Annotated in this window: 13 protein-coding genes and 1 riboswitch; of the genes, 5 read left to right on the forward strand and 8 right to left on the reverse strand. The window is 40.5% G+C overall.

Annotated elements, in window-relative coordinates; all coding sequences use genetic code 11:
- Nucleotides 1-17 precede the first annotated feature (17 nt).
- Nucleotides 18-1,445: an amidohydrolase family protein gene (locus tag ACW0TQ_RS12535; RefSeq protein ID WP_212929212.1), complete on the forward strand. Its 1,428-nt coding sequence runs from the start codon at nt 18-20 to the stop codon at nt 1,443-1,445.
- 90 nt (nt 1,446-1,535) lie between these two features.
- Here ACW0TQ_RS12535 and ACW0TQ_RS12540 read toward each other — a convergent pair whose 3' ends face one another.
- The 4 genes from ACW0TQ_RS12540 to ACW0TQ_RS12555 form a co-directional block, all read right to left on the reverse strand.
- The gene (locus ACW0TQ_RS12540; RefSeq protein WP_193064444.1) at nt 1,536-2,378 is read right to left on the reverse strand and encodes an aldo/keto reductase; all 843 of its coding nucleotides are present in this window, start codon (nt 2,376-2,378) and stop codon (nt 1,536-1,538) included.
- Nucleotides 2,379-3,011: 633 nt separating this feature from the next.
- The gene (locus tag ACW0TQ_RS12545) at nt 3,012-3,908 is read right to left on the reverse strand and encodes a phosphotransferase (RefSeq protein WP_368901025.1); all 897 of its coding nucleotides are present in this window, start codon (nt 3,906-3,908) and stop codon (nt 3,012-3,014) included.
- Nucleotides 3,909-4,266: 358 nt separating this feature from the next.
- Nucleotides 4,267-4,839: an ATP-dependent Clp endopeptidase proteolytic subunit ClpP gene (clpP, locus tag ACW0TQ_RS12550; protein WP_332094049.1), complete on the reverse strand. Its 573-nt coding sequence runs from the start codon at nt 4,837-4,839 to the stop codon at nt 4,267-4,269.
- Between the two features lie 36 nt (nt 4,840-4,875).
- Nucleotides 4,876-5,556: a sigma factor-like helix-turn-helix DNA-binding protein gene (locus ACW0TQ_RS12555; protein ID WP_455725725.1), complete on the reverse strand. Its 681-nt coding sequence runs from the start codon at nt 5,554-5,556 to the stop codon at nt 4,876-4,878.
- 217 nt (nt 5,557-5,773) lie between these two features.
- Nucleotides 5,774-5,875: riboswitch (purine riboswitch) on the forward strand.
- A 255-nt stretch (nt 5,876-6,130) separates the two neighbouring features.
- Here ACW0TQ_RS12555 and ACW0TQ_RS12560 point away from each other — a divergent pair.
- The 4 genes from ACW0TQ_RS12560 to ACW0TQ_RS12575 all read left to right on the forward strand — a co-directional run bounded on the left by ACW0TQ_RS12560 (nt 6,131) and on the right by ACW0TQ_RS12575 (nt 9,769).
- Nucleotides 6,131-6,994 (forward strand): DUF3100 domain-containing protein, encoded by an 864-nt coding sequence (locus ACW0TQ_RS12560; RefSeq protein WP_332094048.1) that lies wholly within the window; start codon nt 6,131-6,133, stop codon nt 6,992-6,994.
- The gene (locus ACW0TQ_RS12565; protein WP_332094047.1) at nt 6,991-7,440 is read left to right on the forward strand and encodes a hypothetical protein; all 450 of its coding nucleotides are present in this window, start codon (nt 6,991-6,993) and stop codon (nt 7,438-7,440) included. Before ACW0TQ_RS12560 ends, ACW0TQ_RS12565 begins: the two co-directional genes overlap by 4 nt.
- Nucleotides 7,441-7,539: 99 nt before the next feature.
- Nucleotides 7,540-8,868 carry an amidohydrolase family protein gene (locus ACW0TQ_RS12570; protein ID WP_368901026.1) on the forward strand — a complete coding sequence of 443 codons (1,329 nt, stop codon included), beginning with the start codon at nt 7,540-7,542 and terminating at the stop codon, nt 8,866-8,868.
- 124 nt (nt 8,869-8,992) lie between these two features.
- Entirely contained in the window at nt 8,993-9,769 is a 777-nt protein-coding gene (locus tag ACW0TQ_RS12575; protein ID WP_256705326.1) for a sulfite exporter TauE/SafE family protein, read from the forward strand.
- 268 nt (nt 9,770-10,037) lie between these two features.
- Here the strand turns inward: ACW0TQ_RS12575 and ACW0TQ_RS12580 are convergent, their stop codons facing one another.
- The 4 genes from ACW0TQ_RS12580 to rbsK all read right to left on the reverse strand — a co-directional run bounded on the left by ACW0TQ_RS12580 (nt 10,038) and on the right by rbsK (nt 15,941).
- Entirely contained in the window at nt 10,038-11,699 is a 1,662-nt protein-coding gene (locus ACW0TQ_RS12580) for a ribulokinase (protein ID WP_455725726.1), read from the reverse strand.
- A 47-nt stretch (nt 11,700-11,746) separates the two neighbouring features.
- Nucleotides 11,747-13,558 (reverse strand): L-fucose isomerase, encoded by a 1,812-nt coding sequence (locus ACW0TQ_RS12585; protein ID WP_455725727.1) that lies wholly within the window; start codon nt 13,556-13,558, stop codon nt 11,747-11,749.
- Nucleotides 13,559-13,605: 47 nt separating this feature from the next.
- Nucleotides 13,606-14,874 carry a nickel pincer cofactor-dependent isomerase, group 22 gene (locus ACW0TQ_RS12590; RefSeq protein WP_256705330.1) on the reverse strand — a complete coding sequence of 423 codons (1,269 nt, stop codon included), beginning with the start codon at nt 14,872-14,874 and terminating at the stop codon, nt 13,606-13,608.
- A 167-nt stretch (nt 14,875-15,041) separates the two neighbouring features.
- Nucleotides 15,042-15,941, reverse strand: a complete 900-nt coding sequence (rbsK, locus tag ACW0TQ_RS12595; protein WP_341173410.1) for a ribokinase — start codon at nt 15,939-15,941, stop codon at nt 15,042-15,044.
- Nucleotides 15,942-15,959: the final 18 nt, after the last annotated feature.

Raw genomic sequence — 15,959 nt, forward strand, 5'->3', positions numbered from 1 at the left:
TACAAGGAGTTGCTCACATGAAAGTCGATATTATCATTCACAATGGACACCTGATGACAATGGAAGGAAAAGGAGTCGGCTATATTGCGGACGGAGCAGTTGCCATAAAACATAATAAAATCGAAGCAGTCGGACAAACACAGGAAATTTTACGGGAATATACAGCTGAAAGACATATTGATGCTGCAAACAAGTTAATTATGCCAGGCTTTATTGATGCGCATATCCATACAGGCATTGCTATCTTTAGAGGAGTCGCACAGGATATGTCAAACTGGATGCAGAAGGGCCTGTGGCCATTCCAAAAACACCTCCGCCCTGACGAAAGTGCTATCGGTTCTATGGTGAATATTATCGAGGGGATAAAAGCAGGCACCACAACATTTTGTGACTATGACGGAAGAATGGACCTCATCGTAAACAACTATAAAAAAATCGGCGCCCGTGCCCGAGTCGCTGAGCTGGTCAATGAAATCCCGGATAACATCGGCGACCTCCCAGTAGGAGAATTATATACATTTGAGTCGTCTATTGGGGAGACAAAATTAAATCGAAACCTTGAATTATATGAGAAACACCATGATACAGAAGACGGACGCATTACGGTTATTCTTGGCCCGCATGGTCCGGATATGATGAGCTTAGAGTTGTTGAAGGAAGTAAAAAATCACGCAGAGAAATTAGACACCAAGCTGCACATGCATGTAGCCCAGGGTGACCGGGAAATCAATCAGATGGAAAAACGTTATGGAAAAAGAAGTATTGAATTTCTGGATGAGCATGATTTCTTAAATGAGCGATTAATTGCGGTACATCTTACCGAGGCCACAGACGAAGAGACTGCATTTATAGCCAAAAGCGGTGCCAGTATGATTTACTGTGCTGGAAGTATTGGCATCATCGATGGAATGGTCCCGCCCGTACAGCATTTTCTAGATGCCGGAGGAACAGCTTGCTTAGGATCAGATCAAGCACCAGGAAACAACAGCAATAACATGTTCAACGAAATGAAATTTGCAGCCATATTGAACAAAGTAAAATATAAAAATCCGCAAGCCTTCCATGCCACACAAGCACTTCGGATGGCTACCATTGAAGCTGCTAAAGTCATGGGCATCGATCATGAAGTGGGAAGTCTGCGCAGCGGGAAAAAAGCAGATATCATCTTAGTAGATTTAACTGCTCCTGCCTTCTATCCTGTGCTAACCAAGCCCATTCGTAATATCGTTCCAAACCTGGTATATTCCGCAAGAGGAGACGAAGTAGATACAGCCATCATTGATGGGAAAGTAATTATGGAAAATAAACAAATCTTAACCATCCATGAAAAAGAGGAAATCTCGAAGGCGCAACAAACAGCAGAGAATATCGCCTCCCGCGCAGAAGAAGATATACTTAAAGCAGACAGCGACATCTTACAAATGGTCAGAGATGGATTATTATAGTGAAAATAGAAACCAATGAAAAAATCCGAACTTATCCGGGTTTTTCATTGGTTTCTTTTCCTATCATCATTAAAGAACGGGCAGCCGGCCTCAGATAATATCTAACGGCATCTTCCGCTTCGGCGCAGGAAATTCTTTTTCAATGAGCTGCAGCTCTTCTTCAGAAAGCTTTATCGATGCGGCATCTATATTTTCCTGAATATGCTTTTTATCACTGGATTGCGGGATAGCCAGTACATCATCGTGACGAATCGTCCATGCCAGCATCACCTGAAATACAGTTGCATCATGATGCTTTGCTATCTTTTGCAGGACTTTGTTCGATGTGATTTTATCGCCTCTCGTATCCCCTTGCGCAGTTGGGGAATAGGCAATGGTTGGCAATCCCTTTTCTCTCTGCATCGGCAGTAAACCATATTCAATCCCTCTGCTCGCTATATTATATAATACTTGATTCGCAGTACTGTTTTCCCCGCCAGCAGTCTGCCTCATTTCTTCAACGTCTTTTGTATCGAAATTGGAAACACCCCACGCACGAATGCGCCCGTCCTTTACATACTTTTCAAGCGATTCGATTGTTTCCTCCAGTGGTGTACTGCTTTTCCAATGCAATAAATATAAATCCAGATAATCTGTACCTAGCCGTTTCAATGAATTCTCCAGCGAGCGCTCCAAATCCGGCTCCTGTGCATGAAACGGATAGAACTTGGAAATCAGGTAAATATCCTCCCTCTTTACATCTTGAATCGCCTCGCCAATAAGGTTTTCTGAATTTCCTTCCCCGTACATTTCCGCCGTATCAATTACTTCAATGCCGCTTTCCATTCCGTATCTTAGGGCTTCTATTTCTTGCTTCCTTTTTTCTGGATAATCTCCCATATGCCAGGTTCCCATTCCAATTGGAAACAATTCTTTTTTTCCTAATTGAACCATTCAGCAGCACCTCTTTTCGCTTTCGTTTATTTTTAATATTCCCTTATGAAAATGCAAATAAACGACGAAGCATCTTGCTTCCGCCGAGAGTTATCAGACTTACAGTTTTTTATACTATTCCTTCTTAAAAATATAACCATTCTATCTGTTAGATAATTAACTTGTGTTATAATAGTTGCATCAATAAGCTGGCTTCACATGAGGGTTATGGTAGCACTTGTCGTCCTGTCGGTAGTCTTTATTAGGAGACTTCCTAGGGAGGGAGGTGTTTGCCTATGGATCTAGAAAGCGTGTTAACGCTAATGATATCTTTTGGGATGTTAATAGCGTTCATCATGTCTGATAAAGACCATAAAAAATAATCCCTCATGCCTTGTCGTAGGAAAGTGAGGGATTATTTTTCCCGCTACCTAGCCCCTCTTGATGGGGTTCAGTCTATTGTGACCGTTTCATGTACCAGCATGGAACGGTCTTTTAATTATATGTCTTTCTACTGATAGTATACCCTATTTACATATTTAAAAACAAGTCATTTTCACATGAATAACCTTATTACTATGGAAGCGAAATAAATTCAGTTCTTCGGGTTAAAATGAATCTATCGCTCAAAGTTAGACGTGATTATCCTTATATTTATCTTCCAACACCCAACGCTTCCTTCGCCATCTGCTCATATTCCTCCACACCAGAAACAATCGCAAACTCCGCAATCGCTACAGCATACGCAGCATCCAGCTCTATGATATGCTCCTTCATTCTTGGCCAGTAAATACCTCCAGCTTCTTTATAGTGATGAAGAAGCTTCTCCAGCGCATCTTCTCCAAATGCTTTATATTGGAAGACAAAATCATTGGAAACATCTGTTACTTTCGCTTCTGTCCAGTCAATTAAACCAATAACCCTTGAATCGTTATCGATCATCATATGGCCGGCATGCATATCACCATGCATCAATCCTGTTTGCTTTGGCCATACTTCATCATTATTCAACCAGTCCTGCCAGCGATTCCAAAGGGCATCAGCCACGCCAAAATGTTTCTTTACCTTTTCCATTCGTTCTTTCATGGAGGCCTTTGCTTCCTCTGCCGTTTGGACAGGAATTCCAGCTTTTTCTGCGTCTTTTACAGGAACTGTGTGTAAAGATGCTAAAACCGCTCCCTGGCTCTGGTGAAAGGCTTCAGGTATGTTTTCAATATCCATTTCCCAGACATAGTTTTGAATTTCTGGATCAATCGTGCCTGCTGGAACCCCGCTCAATTTTTTATAGGCGATTACATCCTCTTCATAAATGGACCAGACAGGAACCTGAAAGGATACATGCTGATGAACGAACGCTAACACTTTCCCTTCATCGACTGTTCTTCCCATCACATCATCGCGTCTCGGTATTCTTAAGACCCATTCCGCTCCATCTGAATCCTCTGCAAAAGCAGCGAGAAAATCCAATCCGGATTCATTAAAGCGGATAGAATCCTCTTTCAATTCTAACCCGTATTTGTGAGCTAATTCTGATACAGTTTGTTTATCCACATCTGCCACATCCTTCTTTTTATTCTACTTTTATACATGCCCGTCAGTGAAGAATACTCTTAAAACTAAAAAAGCAGGGGCAGACAGATTCCACCCCTACACTTACCTTTAACCGTATAGGGATTCTAAAAAAAGATAGACCAATCCTTCATCTGGGCACATATCGTGTCTCGAGTCTGAAGCTTCTGCATTAGCGATGCAAAGATTGGTTATCGATCAAAAGAATCCCTCCTCCCTATTAATTACATTCATCCTAGCATAACGATGGTTGATTCGCAACATCCTCCCTGACGTATTGATTTATGCTTGCATAGCAAAAGCGAGCTGCCATAACTTCCATGGACAGCCCGCTTTTCATTTAAATAATTTTATCAATCAAACCGTATTCTTTTGCCTCTTCTGCACTTAAGAAATAATCTCTTTCTGTATCCGCCTCCACCTTCTCCACAGGCTGGCCGGAATGCTGCGCAATAATATGATTCAATTTTTCCCGGAGCTTGATAATCCGCTTCGCTGAAATATCAATTTCGGTCGCTTGCCCGCGCGCTCCTCCAAGCGGCTGATGAAGCATGATTTCACTGTTTGGAAGTGCAAAACGTTTCCCTTTCGTTCCAGACAGCAATAGCAATGCTCCCATCGAAGCAGCTAAACCTGTGCAGATCGTACGCACATCTGGTTTTATAAACTGCATCGTATCAAAAATGGCAAAGCCTGCAGAAGTAGAGCCTCCAGGACTATTGATATATATAGAAATATCCTTTTCCGCATCCTCTGCAGCTAAAAATAACAGCTGTGCAACAATACTGTTTGCCATCTGGTCATTCACTTCATCACTAATCATAATAATCCGGTCCTTTAACAACCTGGAAAAGATATCATAAGACCGCTCACTGCGGCCTGACTGTTCAATAACATAAGGAACTGTATTCATCTGCATCCTCCCTGTAAACGCATGAATAATGACAGACTACGCTGCCAACGAGAGAGCGCAAGAAGAAGGGCGATGTGTTTGATGACGCAATTTATGTGCCGGATAACCTGACATAAAGATGCCTGGAATCAACTCCATTAATTTAGCAGGATCATTTCCTTTAATAACATAAACAACTACTTGAACAAAGCTTTCTGCGGTATTCTCATAAGCGATTTCATCGGCGGAAACCAACGCTTCTTCCTCTTTCATGTTCTGTATCTGTTTTCTAGCCCTGTTCAACATCGCCTTTACTGCTGTATCAGACATACCGCAATTCTCAGCAATTTCGTTGATCTGATATTGGAAGACATCCTTCAACAGAAACACCATACATTGTTTCACTGTCATGAAAGAAAGCAGTTTTGTCACCAACGCCTCGATTTCCTCATAATGACTTTCTTGTTCTGATTTCTCTTTCACGACATGCTCTGTTTCAGCTGTTTTCCTTCGCTTTGTATCAATCCAGACATGATAAGCTATTTTCTTCAGCAACGTAACATTCCAGGAACTCGGGTCTCCATAGCTTATCAGTGCTTTCTTCAGACTTTCCTGCACTAATTCTTCTCCATCCCACTTGTTTGGAGACAGGAAAAAGCAGTAATGGGAAAGCTGAGGATACACCGTGTGAACGATTATATCTTCTTCATTTCGATTTGTGCTAGGCCTAGCGCACATGCCACTCACTCCTTTTACGCTTCTCAATAATATAAACGATTTTCTACGGTAAAAAGATACGGGGGATTTAAATTTTTTTCTTCTCTAACTAATCTTATTCTATATTTTTGTGATGAAATGTAAAACTTCAATCTATTTCCCATAAAAAAACCTTTGACATTCTTATCATATTGAGGTAAGTTACTAATACACGAACATTAAACAAAGAAAACAATTTAACATTCGTATTTTGATTATCCATATAAAGTTGGAAATATGGTCCAAAAGTTTCTACCAAACTACCGTAAATGGTTTGACTATGGAAAATCACAAATGATCAATCAGATAAGAATTATCTTTTTCATCTAACAGGTAGCCGTTGCTGATAAAATAATGGATGCTTTTCATTCTTTTTCAGCATCGGAAGCGTCCCCTTCTCAGGAAATCTGCCGAAGTGCGTGTTCTAACCTGTTTACGTTGGTCTTTTTTGTGTTTTTCATATGCCAAACTGGAACGCTAGTAGAAGAAGCTTACTAGCGTTTTTTTATTTGCATCAGCATTGATTTGGCATTACATCTTAGGAGGAAAACACACTATGGAGAAAGCACCTCAAAAAACAACGATCATTGGACATCTCAAGGAAAATTACCGGCTCTATGCGATTGCATTTGGCATAGTCCTTATCGCTGAACTTATCGGGACAATCCAATTTAATGTCGGTTCAGCATTAATCGTGCTTTATCCCATGTTATTCGCCATTATTATCAGTATCCTATTCGGTAAAGATGTACTCAAATTCCTTAAAAAGAAAGAAGCAAAAAAAGCATCGCAGCTCGTTCTTGTTGCCATCTCTCCATTTATGGCAAAAATCGGGGTCATGGCAGGGTCTAACCTCCCTGAGCTTGTTAACGTTGGCCCAGCACTCGTTTTTCAGGAATTCGGAACCATTGGAACGATGTTATTTGCTCTTCCAATTGCGCTGCTCCTTGGTCTTAAAAGAGAATCCATCGGCGCAACAAGCTCTACCAACCGTGATAAGGATTATGGACTGATTTGCAGTAAGTATGGAGCAAACTCTCCCGAAGCCCGCGGCTCCCTTTCTATCTATATTATTGGATTTCTGATTGGTACAACCTATCTTGGTTTATTAGCAAGTATTGTTGCATCATTTGATTTCTTCCACCCATTAGCCTTGGCAATGGCATGCGGTATCGGCAGCGGTGTAATGATGGCCGCCGCCTCCAGTACGCTGGCGACCATTTATCCGGCCTATGCGGATCAAATCATCATGCTGGCCGGGATGAGCGATATGCTATCAGCAATTACCGGAATTTACTTTACGCTGTTTATTTCCTTGCCGCTTGTCAACAAAATGTATGGCTGGTTAGAGCCTAAAATTGGACGGAGAAATAAAAATCACAGCCCTAAAACATCTGTAGAAAGCAGGATTTCACAATGAATATGAGCATGAAAGACTGGACGATTTCCCTTTTATTCACATCCGTCCTGACAACCATTATTGCGAACTTTTTTCAAAATGATATTTCCATTTTAGAGTCCATTCCTGGTGTATTGATTTTATCCAGCATTGCATTTATCGGTATATTCATCGCCAAGCTCATTCCTTTAAAAATACCTGCCGTGGTGTATGTTGCTTTAACTGGTTTACTGTTAGCCAGCCCGATTTCACCGATTTCGGACCCGATTATTTACTATACCTCTTTAATTTCTTTTACAGCACCCATCACTGTTGTGGGTACACTGGCTGGAATTGGACTTGATTTTAAAGCATTTATGAGTCAAAGCTGGAAAATGGTCATTATCGCCGTATTTGTATTTACTGGAACTTTCCTGCTTCAAGCAGTCTTTGCTCAAGTATTTTTAACAGTTACAAACGCTTTTTAAGCTAAAAGAAAACTTAAAAATCTATTTACACTTATACTAACCATGTTGAGAAGGCTGTTCACACAGTCTTTTTCAACGTGTCCTAAAGGAGAAATAACAATGCATGCAGATATACTGATTAAAAACTGTTCTATGTTAACCCCAGATTTTGAAGTAATTCACGAGCAACATATCGTTATCAAGGATCAAAAGATTATTGCTATCGAAAAAGAACTTACACAAACCTATGATGCGAAAGAAACCATAGACGGAAAAGGTAAACTTGTCATGCCAGGTTTGATTGATGCACATACGCATACAAATCAACAGCTTCTGCGGGGCAGAATTTCAGATGAATATCCAATGATTTGGACACGTATCATGGTTCCATTTGAAAGTAACCTCCGGGAAGAAGATGTAGCAATCAGCGCAGAACTGAGCTGCTTAGAAATGCTGAAGGCTGGTACGACAGGCTTTGTTGATGCAGGTGGAAGCTATATGCACAAGGTTGCAGAAGCTGTGGAAGCCTCCGGATTACGTGGTGTGCTTACCTGCTCTACAATGGATACAGGCGCTGCCATTCCAGAATCGATGAAAACAACAATGAAACATAATATTCAAAGAAATACAGACCTGTTTGATGCTTATCATGGAAAAGCAGATGGACGAATCCACGTGTGGTATTCATTACGATCGCTTATTACCTGTACACCTGAATTAATTCAGAAGGTCTATGAAACAGCAAATGCAGCCGGAACAGGCATGCAGACACATATGAATGAATATCCAAATGAAATCAGCTATTGCTTAGAAAACTTTCAAATGCGTCCATATGAATATTTAGAATCATTAGGCGTGCTGGACGAAAAATTCTTAGGTGCGCACAGTATCCTCTTATCCGAGAATGAGATGGATCTCGTTCAGAAATACGACAGTAAGGTAGCTCACAGCCCTATCAGTAATGCAGGAAAAGGATTTACCAAGTCTCCAAGCCTTATGCAAAAGGGCGTAAGTATTGGCTTAGGGACAGACGGCTCTGCCCATTCCGGATTAAGCTTATTCGATCAAATGAAGGTTTTCAAATCCCTTATGCGCACCTTTTGGGGGGTTCCGATTTTTGATCCCGTGGTGATGCCATCTAAAAACATCCTGGAGATGGTGACACTTGGCGGTGCAAAAGCCATGCTGCAGGAGGAACAGTTCGGAAGGCTTGAAGTCGGCAAGAAAGCGGATATGATTTTAATCAATACCGATCAGCCGCATATCGAACCGACCCACCAGCTGACCAATACATTAATTGAATCCGCGAACAGCAATGACGTTGCAGATGTGATTGTAAATGGGCGTATTTTAATGAAAAATAGAGAAGTATTGACTCTGGATGAAGAAAGAATAAAATATGAAAGTAAAAAAGCTATGGACGACCTCATCGTTCGTGCTAAAATTTAGATATTGCATCACAGCATACGAGCGGTTTAACAGCAAAATGTTGAAGCGCTCTTCTCCTTGTTTGTATGAGGAGCTCCCTCCCGCATTCAAGAAGAAAAGTTATTAGAGAGTTGAGGTCACTTCCATGTTAACGTTTTTTATTGTATTTATAGCAAATTTAATTATCGGCGTATTAGTAGGCCTCTCCGGCGTTTCCGGTTTTCTGCTGCCAATTATTTATGTCGGTTTGTTAGGTCTTCCCGTATATGACTCCCTGGCGCTCAGCTTTCTGGCATTTCTCGTTGCAGGCGTTATCGGGGCCTATTCCTACTGGAAGCTGAAATATATGGATTTTAAATTAGCACTTTATTTGAGCATCGGCAGCCTCCCTGGGGCCTTCCTCGGTGTACAAATCAATGTGCTTATTTCTGAAACCCTGGCGAAGCTGCTGCTTTACTTGTTTGTTCTGTTCGCCGGCCTTTCGATTATACTTAAGAAAAACAAAGCTGCCTCTGCCAACAAAGCAGACGACAGCAAATCACTTATTTTACGGCAGCCGGTATGGGTTATACTGCTTGGGATTCTGACCGCAGCCATTTGCGCTTTAACAGGTGCAGGCGGTCCCATTTTAGTTGTACCATTGCTCGCAAGCCTTGGTGTAAATATCCGGACAGCAGTCGGCGTGGGATTGTTAAACTCTGTTATCATCGCCCTTCCGTCTATATTTGGCTATTTCACGTATGCAAGCATCGACGACATGCATTTATTTATACTCTTTAGCCTGATTGGCACAACGATTGGTATCTTAGCCGGGTCCCGCCTTACCAACAAGGTTCCTGTGGACCAATTGAAAATCTTTATCGCTGTGATTACCATTATTTCTTCTGTTTATATGCTTGGAAGTTTAGCATTTGGAGGCTAAAAAAGCGTACCTCGTGCAGGTCCGCTTTTTTATATTTCAAAATAAAATTATTCGGGTTGCTTGCAACACTAATAGGGCATTCCCTGTCTCTAAGGATGCATAATCTCGGGGATACCTTACCAGAGAAGCCATGCAAGGGAAGAAATTAAAGAGATGATGTTTGGGGTCTTTGATTGGGTAGAAGAAGAGACCTTTGGTGAGGAGGTCCCTTCTTCTATGTATTTAAAGACGGAGAGACATTTCTTCTTTTTACTACTTTTATTATCTCTTATCCCAATTTCATTCTTTTCAAACCATGCATCACGCTACTATTCTCTTTTCCAAAATAATCATGCACATCAAGATAGTATTGGTAAAGTTCATCATAAAGCTGCACGTTTTCTGGAATTGGCGTAAACACTTCTTCTTTTACTTTCGCCATTTTTTCAGCAGCTTCAAAAATGGTATCATAGCCGCCATTCTCCCCTCCGGCTGCAACACTTGCATACATAGCTGCTCCAAGCGCAGTAGTTTGACAGGAATCTGGTATTTTAATTTCTCTATTAATTACATCCGCATAGATTTGCATGAGCAATCTATTTCTTTGCGGCAATCCGCCACTTGCAAAAATTTCATTTACTTTAATACCGGCTTGGAGATACCCTTCAATAATTCTCTTTGTTCCAAAGGCCGTAGATTCCAATAAGGACCGGTATATTTCTTCTGGTTTGGTGGCTAGTGTCAAACCGACAATTATCCCAGATAAATGAGCATCGACCAAAACAGAACGGTTCCCATTCCACCAGTCCAAAGCTATCAGACCAGATTGCCCCGGTTTATAAATTGACGCTTTTTCCTCCAATAATGCATGTACATTCGTTTCCTGTTCCTTTGCCTCTTGTAAAATATAGCTTGGAACTGCATGGTCCACATACCAGGCAAATGAATCTCCTACAGCCACCTGCCCTGTCTCATAACTAACGTAACCTGGAATAATCCCGTCTTCTACAATCCCGCATACACCTTCGATTTTCTCTTCTTTATCAGCAATCAACATATGACAAGTAGACGTCCCCATTGCCATCACAAACTGTCCAGGATGCACCGCACCAACTGCAGCTACGCCGGCATGCGCATCAATAATTCCTACGGCAATAGAAGTTCCTGGGAGGAGACCGATTTTCTCTGCCATTTCTTCTGTCAGTGCTCCTGCTTTTCCTCCAATGGATTGAACTTCCCCCCGCATTTTTGTTTCTAAAACACCTTCCAATCTAGCATCTAACATGCTAAAAAAAGATGCTTCCGGATAACCATTTTTCTTGCTCCAGAATCCTTTATAACCACAGGTATTACTGCTTCGTATTAGTTTTCCTGTTAATTTAGAAGTAATCCAATCGCATGCTTCCATAAATAAATCTGTTTTTTCATAGATTTCAGGAGCCTCTTTAACAATTTGCAATATTTTAGGAAACATCCATTCCGAAGAAATTTTTCCGCCATATAAGCTTAAGAAATCTTCATCTTGCTCTTTCGCAAGCTGTGTTATTTCATCTGCTTCTTTTTGCGCCGCATGATGCTTCCATAACTTCACCCAGCTATGCGGGTTACTTTCCCACTCCTGTTGAAAACATAACGGTTCCCCTGCTTGATCTAATGGTAAGATAGTAGATGATGTAAAATCTATTCCTACCCCAATAATATCTCTTTTTTCAATCTGCGCCTTTTCAATTACTTGCGGTATAGATTGATAGAGCACATCTAAATAATCTCCAGGATGCTGCAATGCCCAGTCCGGCGGAAGCATTTTCCCATTTGGCAGACTTTCATCTAAAACACCATGTTTATAATGCGTAACATGTGTGGCAATCTCTTCTCCGTTCTGTACATCCACTAAGAGAACTCTGCCTGATTCTGTCCCAAAATCAACACCGATGGTATATTTTCGTGACAAGCCTTTCCCCTCCTTCATCGCTGTATTAAGCTTAAAATGATTTATCATTACTTATATAAAGGTCCATAAGTTTGACAAGCGCGATAATCGGCTCCTGTAAAGTCTCCACTCCCAAACGCACCCCAAACACTAGGACGGAAAATACGACTTTCATCTACATTATGCATCGAAACTGGAATCCGAAGCATCGAAGCTAACGTGATGAAATCATCGCCAATATGTCCGTAGCTTACTGCACAGTGATTGGACCCCCAATTGTACATAAAGGAATAAACATCTTTAAATGCACCTTCTCCTGTTAGTTTAGGAACAAACCAGGTCGTTGGCCAAGTAGAATCTGTTCTTTGATCTAACACATCATGTACATCCTGTTCTAGCTCTACACTATAACCTTCCGCAAGTTGTAGAACAGGTCCAAGCCCATCAATGATATTGATTCGTGCAATCGTTACAGGCATACCGCCTTTAGTTGTGTAATCCGTCGAAAAACCTCCTCCGGGGAAGAAATCAACGGCTTGGCACCATTTTGTTGCATCCAGACATTTATTGACCTCTTCCTCTGAGATTTCCCAAAATGGTTTCATGGCAGGTGTACCATCTTTTTCTTGCTGTCCTGTTCCGTCCAAAGCTGCTGGTCCAGAGTTCAGCAAATGAATGATTCCATTTGATGCTGCCCCTGTTAATTCTTTACCCGTTACACGTTGAACAGCCTCCGGACTCCAATAAGTGCGAACATCCGCAAATATTTGTGCTGCATTTGTCAACAAATGTCCAAACAGCATTGTAATTCCATTTAATGTATCATTTTCCGTTGCCATCATAAATGGCTCTCTTATTCCATTCCAATCGAAGGACGAATTTAAAATTGCCTCCATAAAGTCGCCAGTTGGCATAAAATCTGTCCATGCCCGCTGTCCCTGGAAACCGGCTGCAATCGCATTATGTCCTAATGCTGCTTCCCCAAAGCCCTTCTCGGCTAGTTTTGGGTTTCCAACCATAAGGTCTCTTGCAATAAGTGCCATTTTGACAACGGTTTTCCAATCCTCTTCTTTTTGTTCTTCCGTTCGTTGTGCCTCTGGTAAATTCGTATTTTCTCCTTCTTGACAATTTTCCCGTACCCACGTATAAGCTAACTCATATTCTTCTTCATCATAAATTTCATTCTGTAATCTTCTTATGATTTCACTCATATCTACGTATTCATTTCTCATTCCTAGATATTCCTGGAAAAAGTCTTCGATGACGATACTGCTTGCTATCCCCATTGATACCGAACCGATGGAAAGATATGATTTATCCCGAATCGTTGTGACTGCAAGCGCAGCTTTGGAAAACTGTAATAATTTCGTTTGTACATCTTCAGGAACGGAAGAATCACTCATCTCTTGTACATCTCGGCCATAAATATTGAATACTGGCAAGCCCTTTTGATTATGCGCAGAAGAGGCAGCCGCTAAATAGACAGCTCCTGGTCTTTCCGTACCATTAAATCCCCATATTGCTTTAATCGTATGAGGGTCTTGATCCATTGTTTCTGTTGGATAACACCAGGAGGGAGAGACGGTAATCGTTACGGCAACCCCTTCTTTCTTAAACTTTTCTTGTGCTTGAGCTGCTTCTACAACGCCGCCAATGGTCGTATCTGCAATGACACATTCTACCGGAGATCCATCTGGATAACGCAACTGCTCCTTTAGAAGACTTGCCACACTTGTTGCCATTTTCATTGTAACCTCTTCTAAAGATTCTCGAATTCCACCTTGCCGACCATCAATGACAGGACGAATCCCAATTTTAGGAAATTCTCCCACCCATCTTTTTCCGGTGCTTTTAGAAAGATTGTCTTTGTTTGTTAACATGTTCATTCCTCCCGTTTTGTTATTTGTTTTCAGTTCATTAAACTACATCAAGATAAATATCCATCTTGATCAAATTCAAGCTTAGTCGGATCTCCAACAACCAGAACTCCTTCTAATTGTTCTATTTCTGGTAATAATGCTCTTGAAACAAAAAAAGTTTCTAACGATAATGTGTTTTTGATTCGAACTACTTTTAATTTTTCTAAATTAGTTTGATTACTAGTTTGACAAGCTATTTCTAAGGCTTGTTGATCTGACTCAGCAACCAAAGGAATTTTTACACCTCTTAAATCCGTCGAGGTAATACAATTTAAGTACATGCTGATAAAATCGATTTTCTGTAAGCATTTTTGCGTTGTAATATCTGCCAAACCAATTCCCGTTGCATTCCCATACGATTCAGCAGTAATATCACCTACAATAATTTTATTTATTTTAGGCTTTACAATCCCTGCTTTTCTCCCTACAATATTTGTATCTAAACCTGATCCACTAATGTTTTTACCTATTTCATCAATATAAAGAACATCCAAATTAGCAAACGGAAGAGAGGGCATAAACTCTTTTGCTTTCTTGCACAATAAGGGCTCCCTTTCGGAAATCTCTTCTGCTGGTAGTATCTCAATATCTACTACATCATGATAGCCATTTTCTAATATAGCAACGCCTAAGGCTATTGGAGTGTTTTCAATCAATAGCTGTGCTGCCTCAGGAATCACTTCATGGAAATTATCGAAGCCCAACTGATGCAATAATGAAGCTCCTTTATGTTTTCCGAGACCTATAGTAACCATTTTCGACAAGCCGCTTTCAATTGGGCCATTAAAATCAGTATGTGCTTTAATCCTGTTTACCACAACGACTGCATCAGCTCTAAAAGCATGCTTATCAAAATGCAATGTAACATCTTTTTTATAATTACAAACCCCTACTGTTTCCATTGAAGAAACAACTGGCACACCCATTGTTCGTTCACATATTCCGAAGCTTTCAAGAACACGTGCCTGCCCTTCAGCTGTTGCACCACCATGGCTCCCCATTGCTGGAACAATGAATGGTTTTCCACCAACCTTTATAATTTCTTCAATCACAACCGATACAACCTGTTTTAGTTGAGCAATACCTCTGCTGCCAACAGCAATGGCAACAGAAGAATTAGGTTTAACTTTCGATTGAATCAACTCTTCTTTGAATTGTTTTTGAATCCTTTCTTCTATATTCTCTAACTTATAGCTTTTAAATAATTGAGTAACTGGATACATTTCAGGCAATGCTACCTTTTTTACATTAAGTTGAGTTTCCAAATTATTAAACATTTGAGTCCTCCAAAATAGCATATTTTCTTAAGCGCTATATTTAAAAATGAAAAGACCGTAAGCACTTCTAATTATGTGTAGCACTGCTCCAGTCTTATTATTTCATTAAATTCCTGTTTCCCACTATTACCGAAGCTTTTTCTGAATGATTTGCTAAATAAATTTTTTTACTCAGATTGTTGCTCAGAAAGAAAACTGTTGACTTCTTCTTTTGTTGGCATTCCTAACTGAGCTCCTTTCTTTAATACAGATAGCGCAGCAGCAGCATTACTAAATCGACATGCCTCTTCAATATTATTAGTCTTAGTCATCATATAAGTGAATGCACTATTAAAGGTGTCACCTGCACCTGTTGTATCGATTGGCTGAACTGTAAATGCAGATACTATTTGCGGCTTTTCATTCTCAAAAAAAACAGCTCCAACTTCTCCTTTAGTTATAATTAATTTAGATTGATAGTCATTTTCAAAATATCTTTTATATCCTTTAATAAGCTCATATTCATGTTGATTTGGAGTTAAATATGTTACTTTATCTAAAAGAGAATCTGACAGTTTTTCAAATGGAGCTGGATTTAACACGATTGGAATACCATGCTTCTCACAAATCATAGCCGCTTCTTCAACGGTACTTATCGGAACCTCAAATTGTGTTAATACAATATCGCTTTGTTTAATAATTTTCTCATATTCACGAATATAAGCTGGCGTAACCTTTTCATTGGCTCCAGAGACAACTGCAATACTATTGTCATTTTCAGCTATCGTAATCACCGCTACACCAGTAGAAATTCCCTCTGTTACTCCTACTGCTTCCACTTGAACATTTTCTTTCTCCAGATTGCTTTTCAATTCATACCCAAATGCATCATCGCCTACCATGCCAACCATATTTACAGTTGCTCCTAATCTGGCTAAGGCTATCGCTTGATTCGCCCCTTTACCTCCAGGCAGGGTATCAAATGATTCTCCTTTAACCGTTTCACCACGATTCGGTTTTCTGTCAACTGAAACAACTAAATCCATATTAATACTTCCAATTACAGTAATAATTGGTTCTCGTCCCACGTTACTCACTCCTCATAT

The sequence above is a fragment of the Oceanobacillus sp. M60 genome (assembly GCF_053839645.1).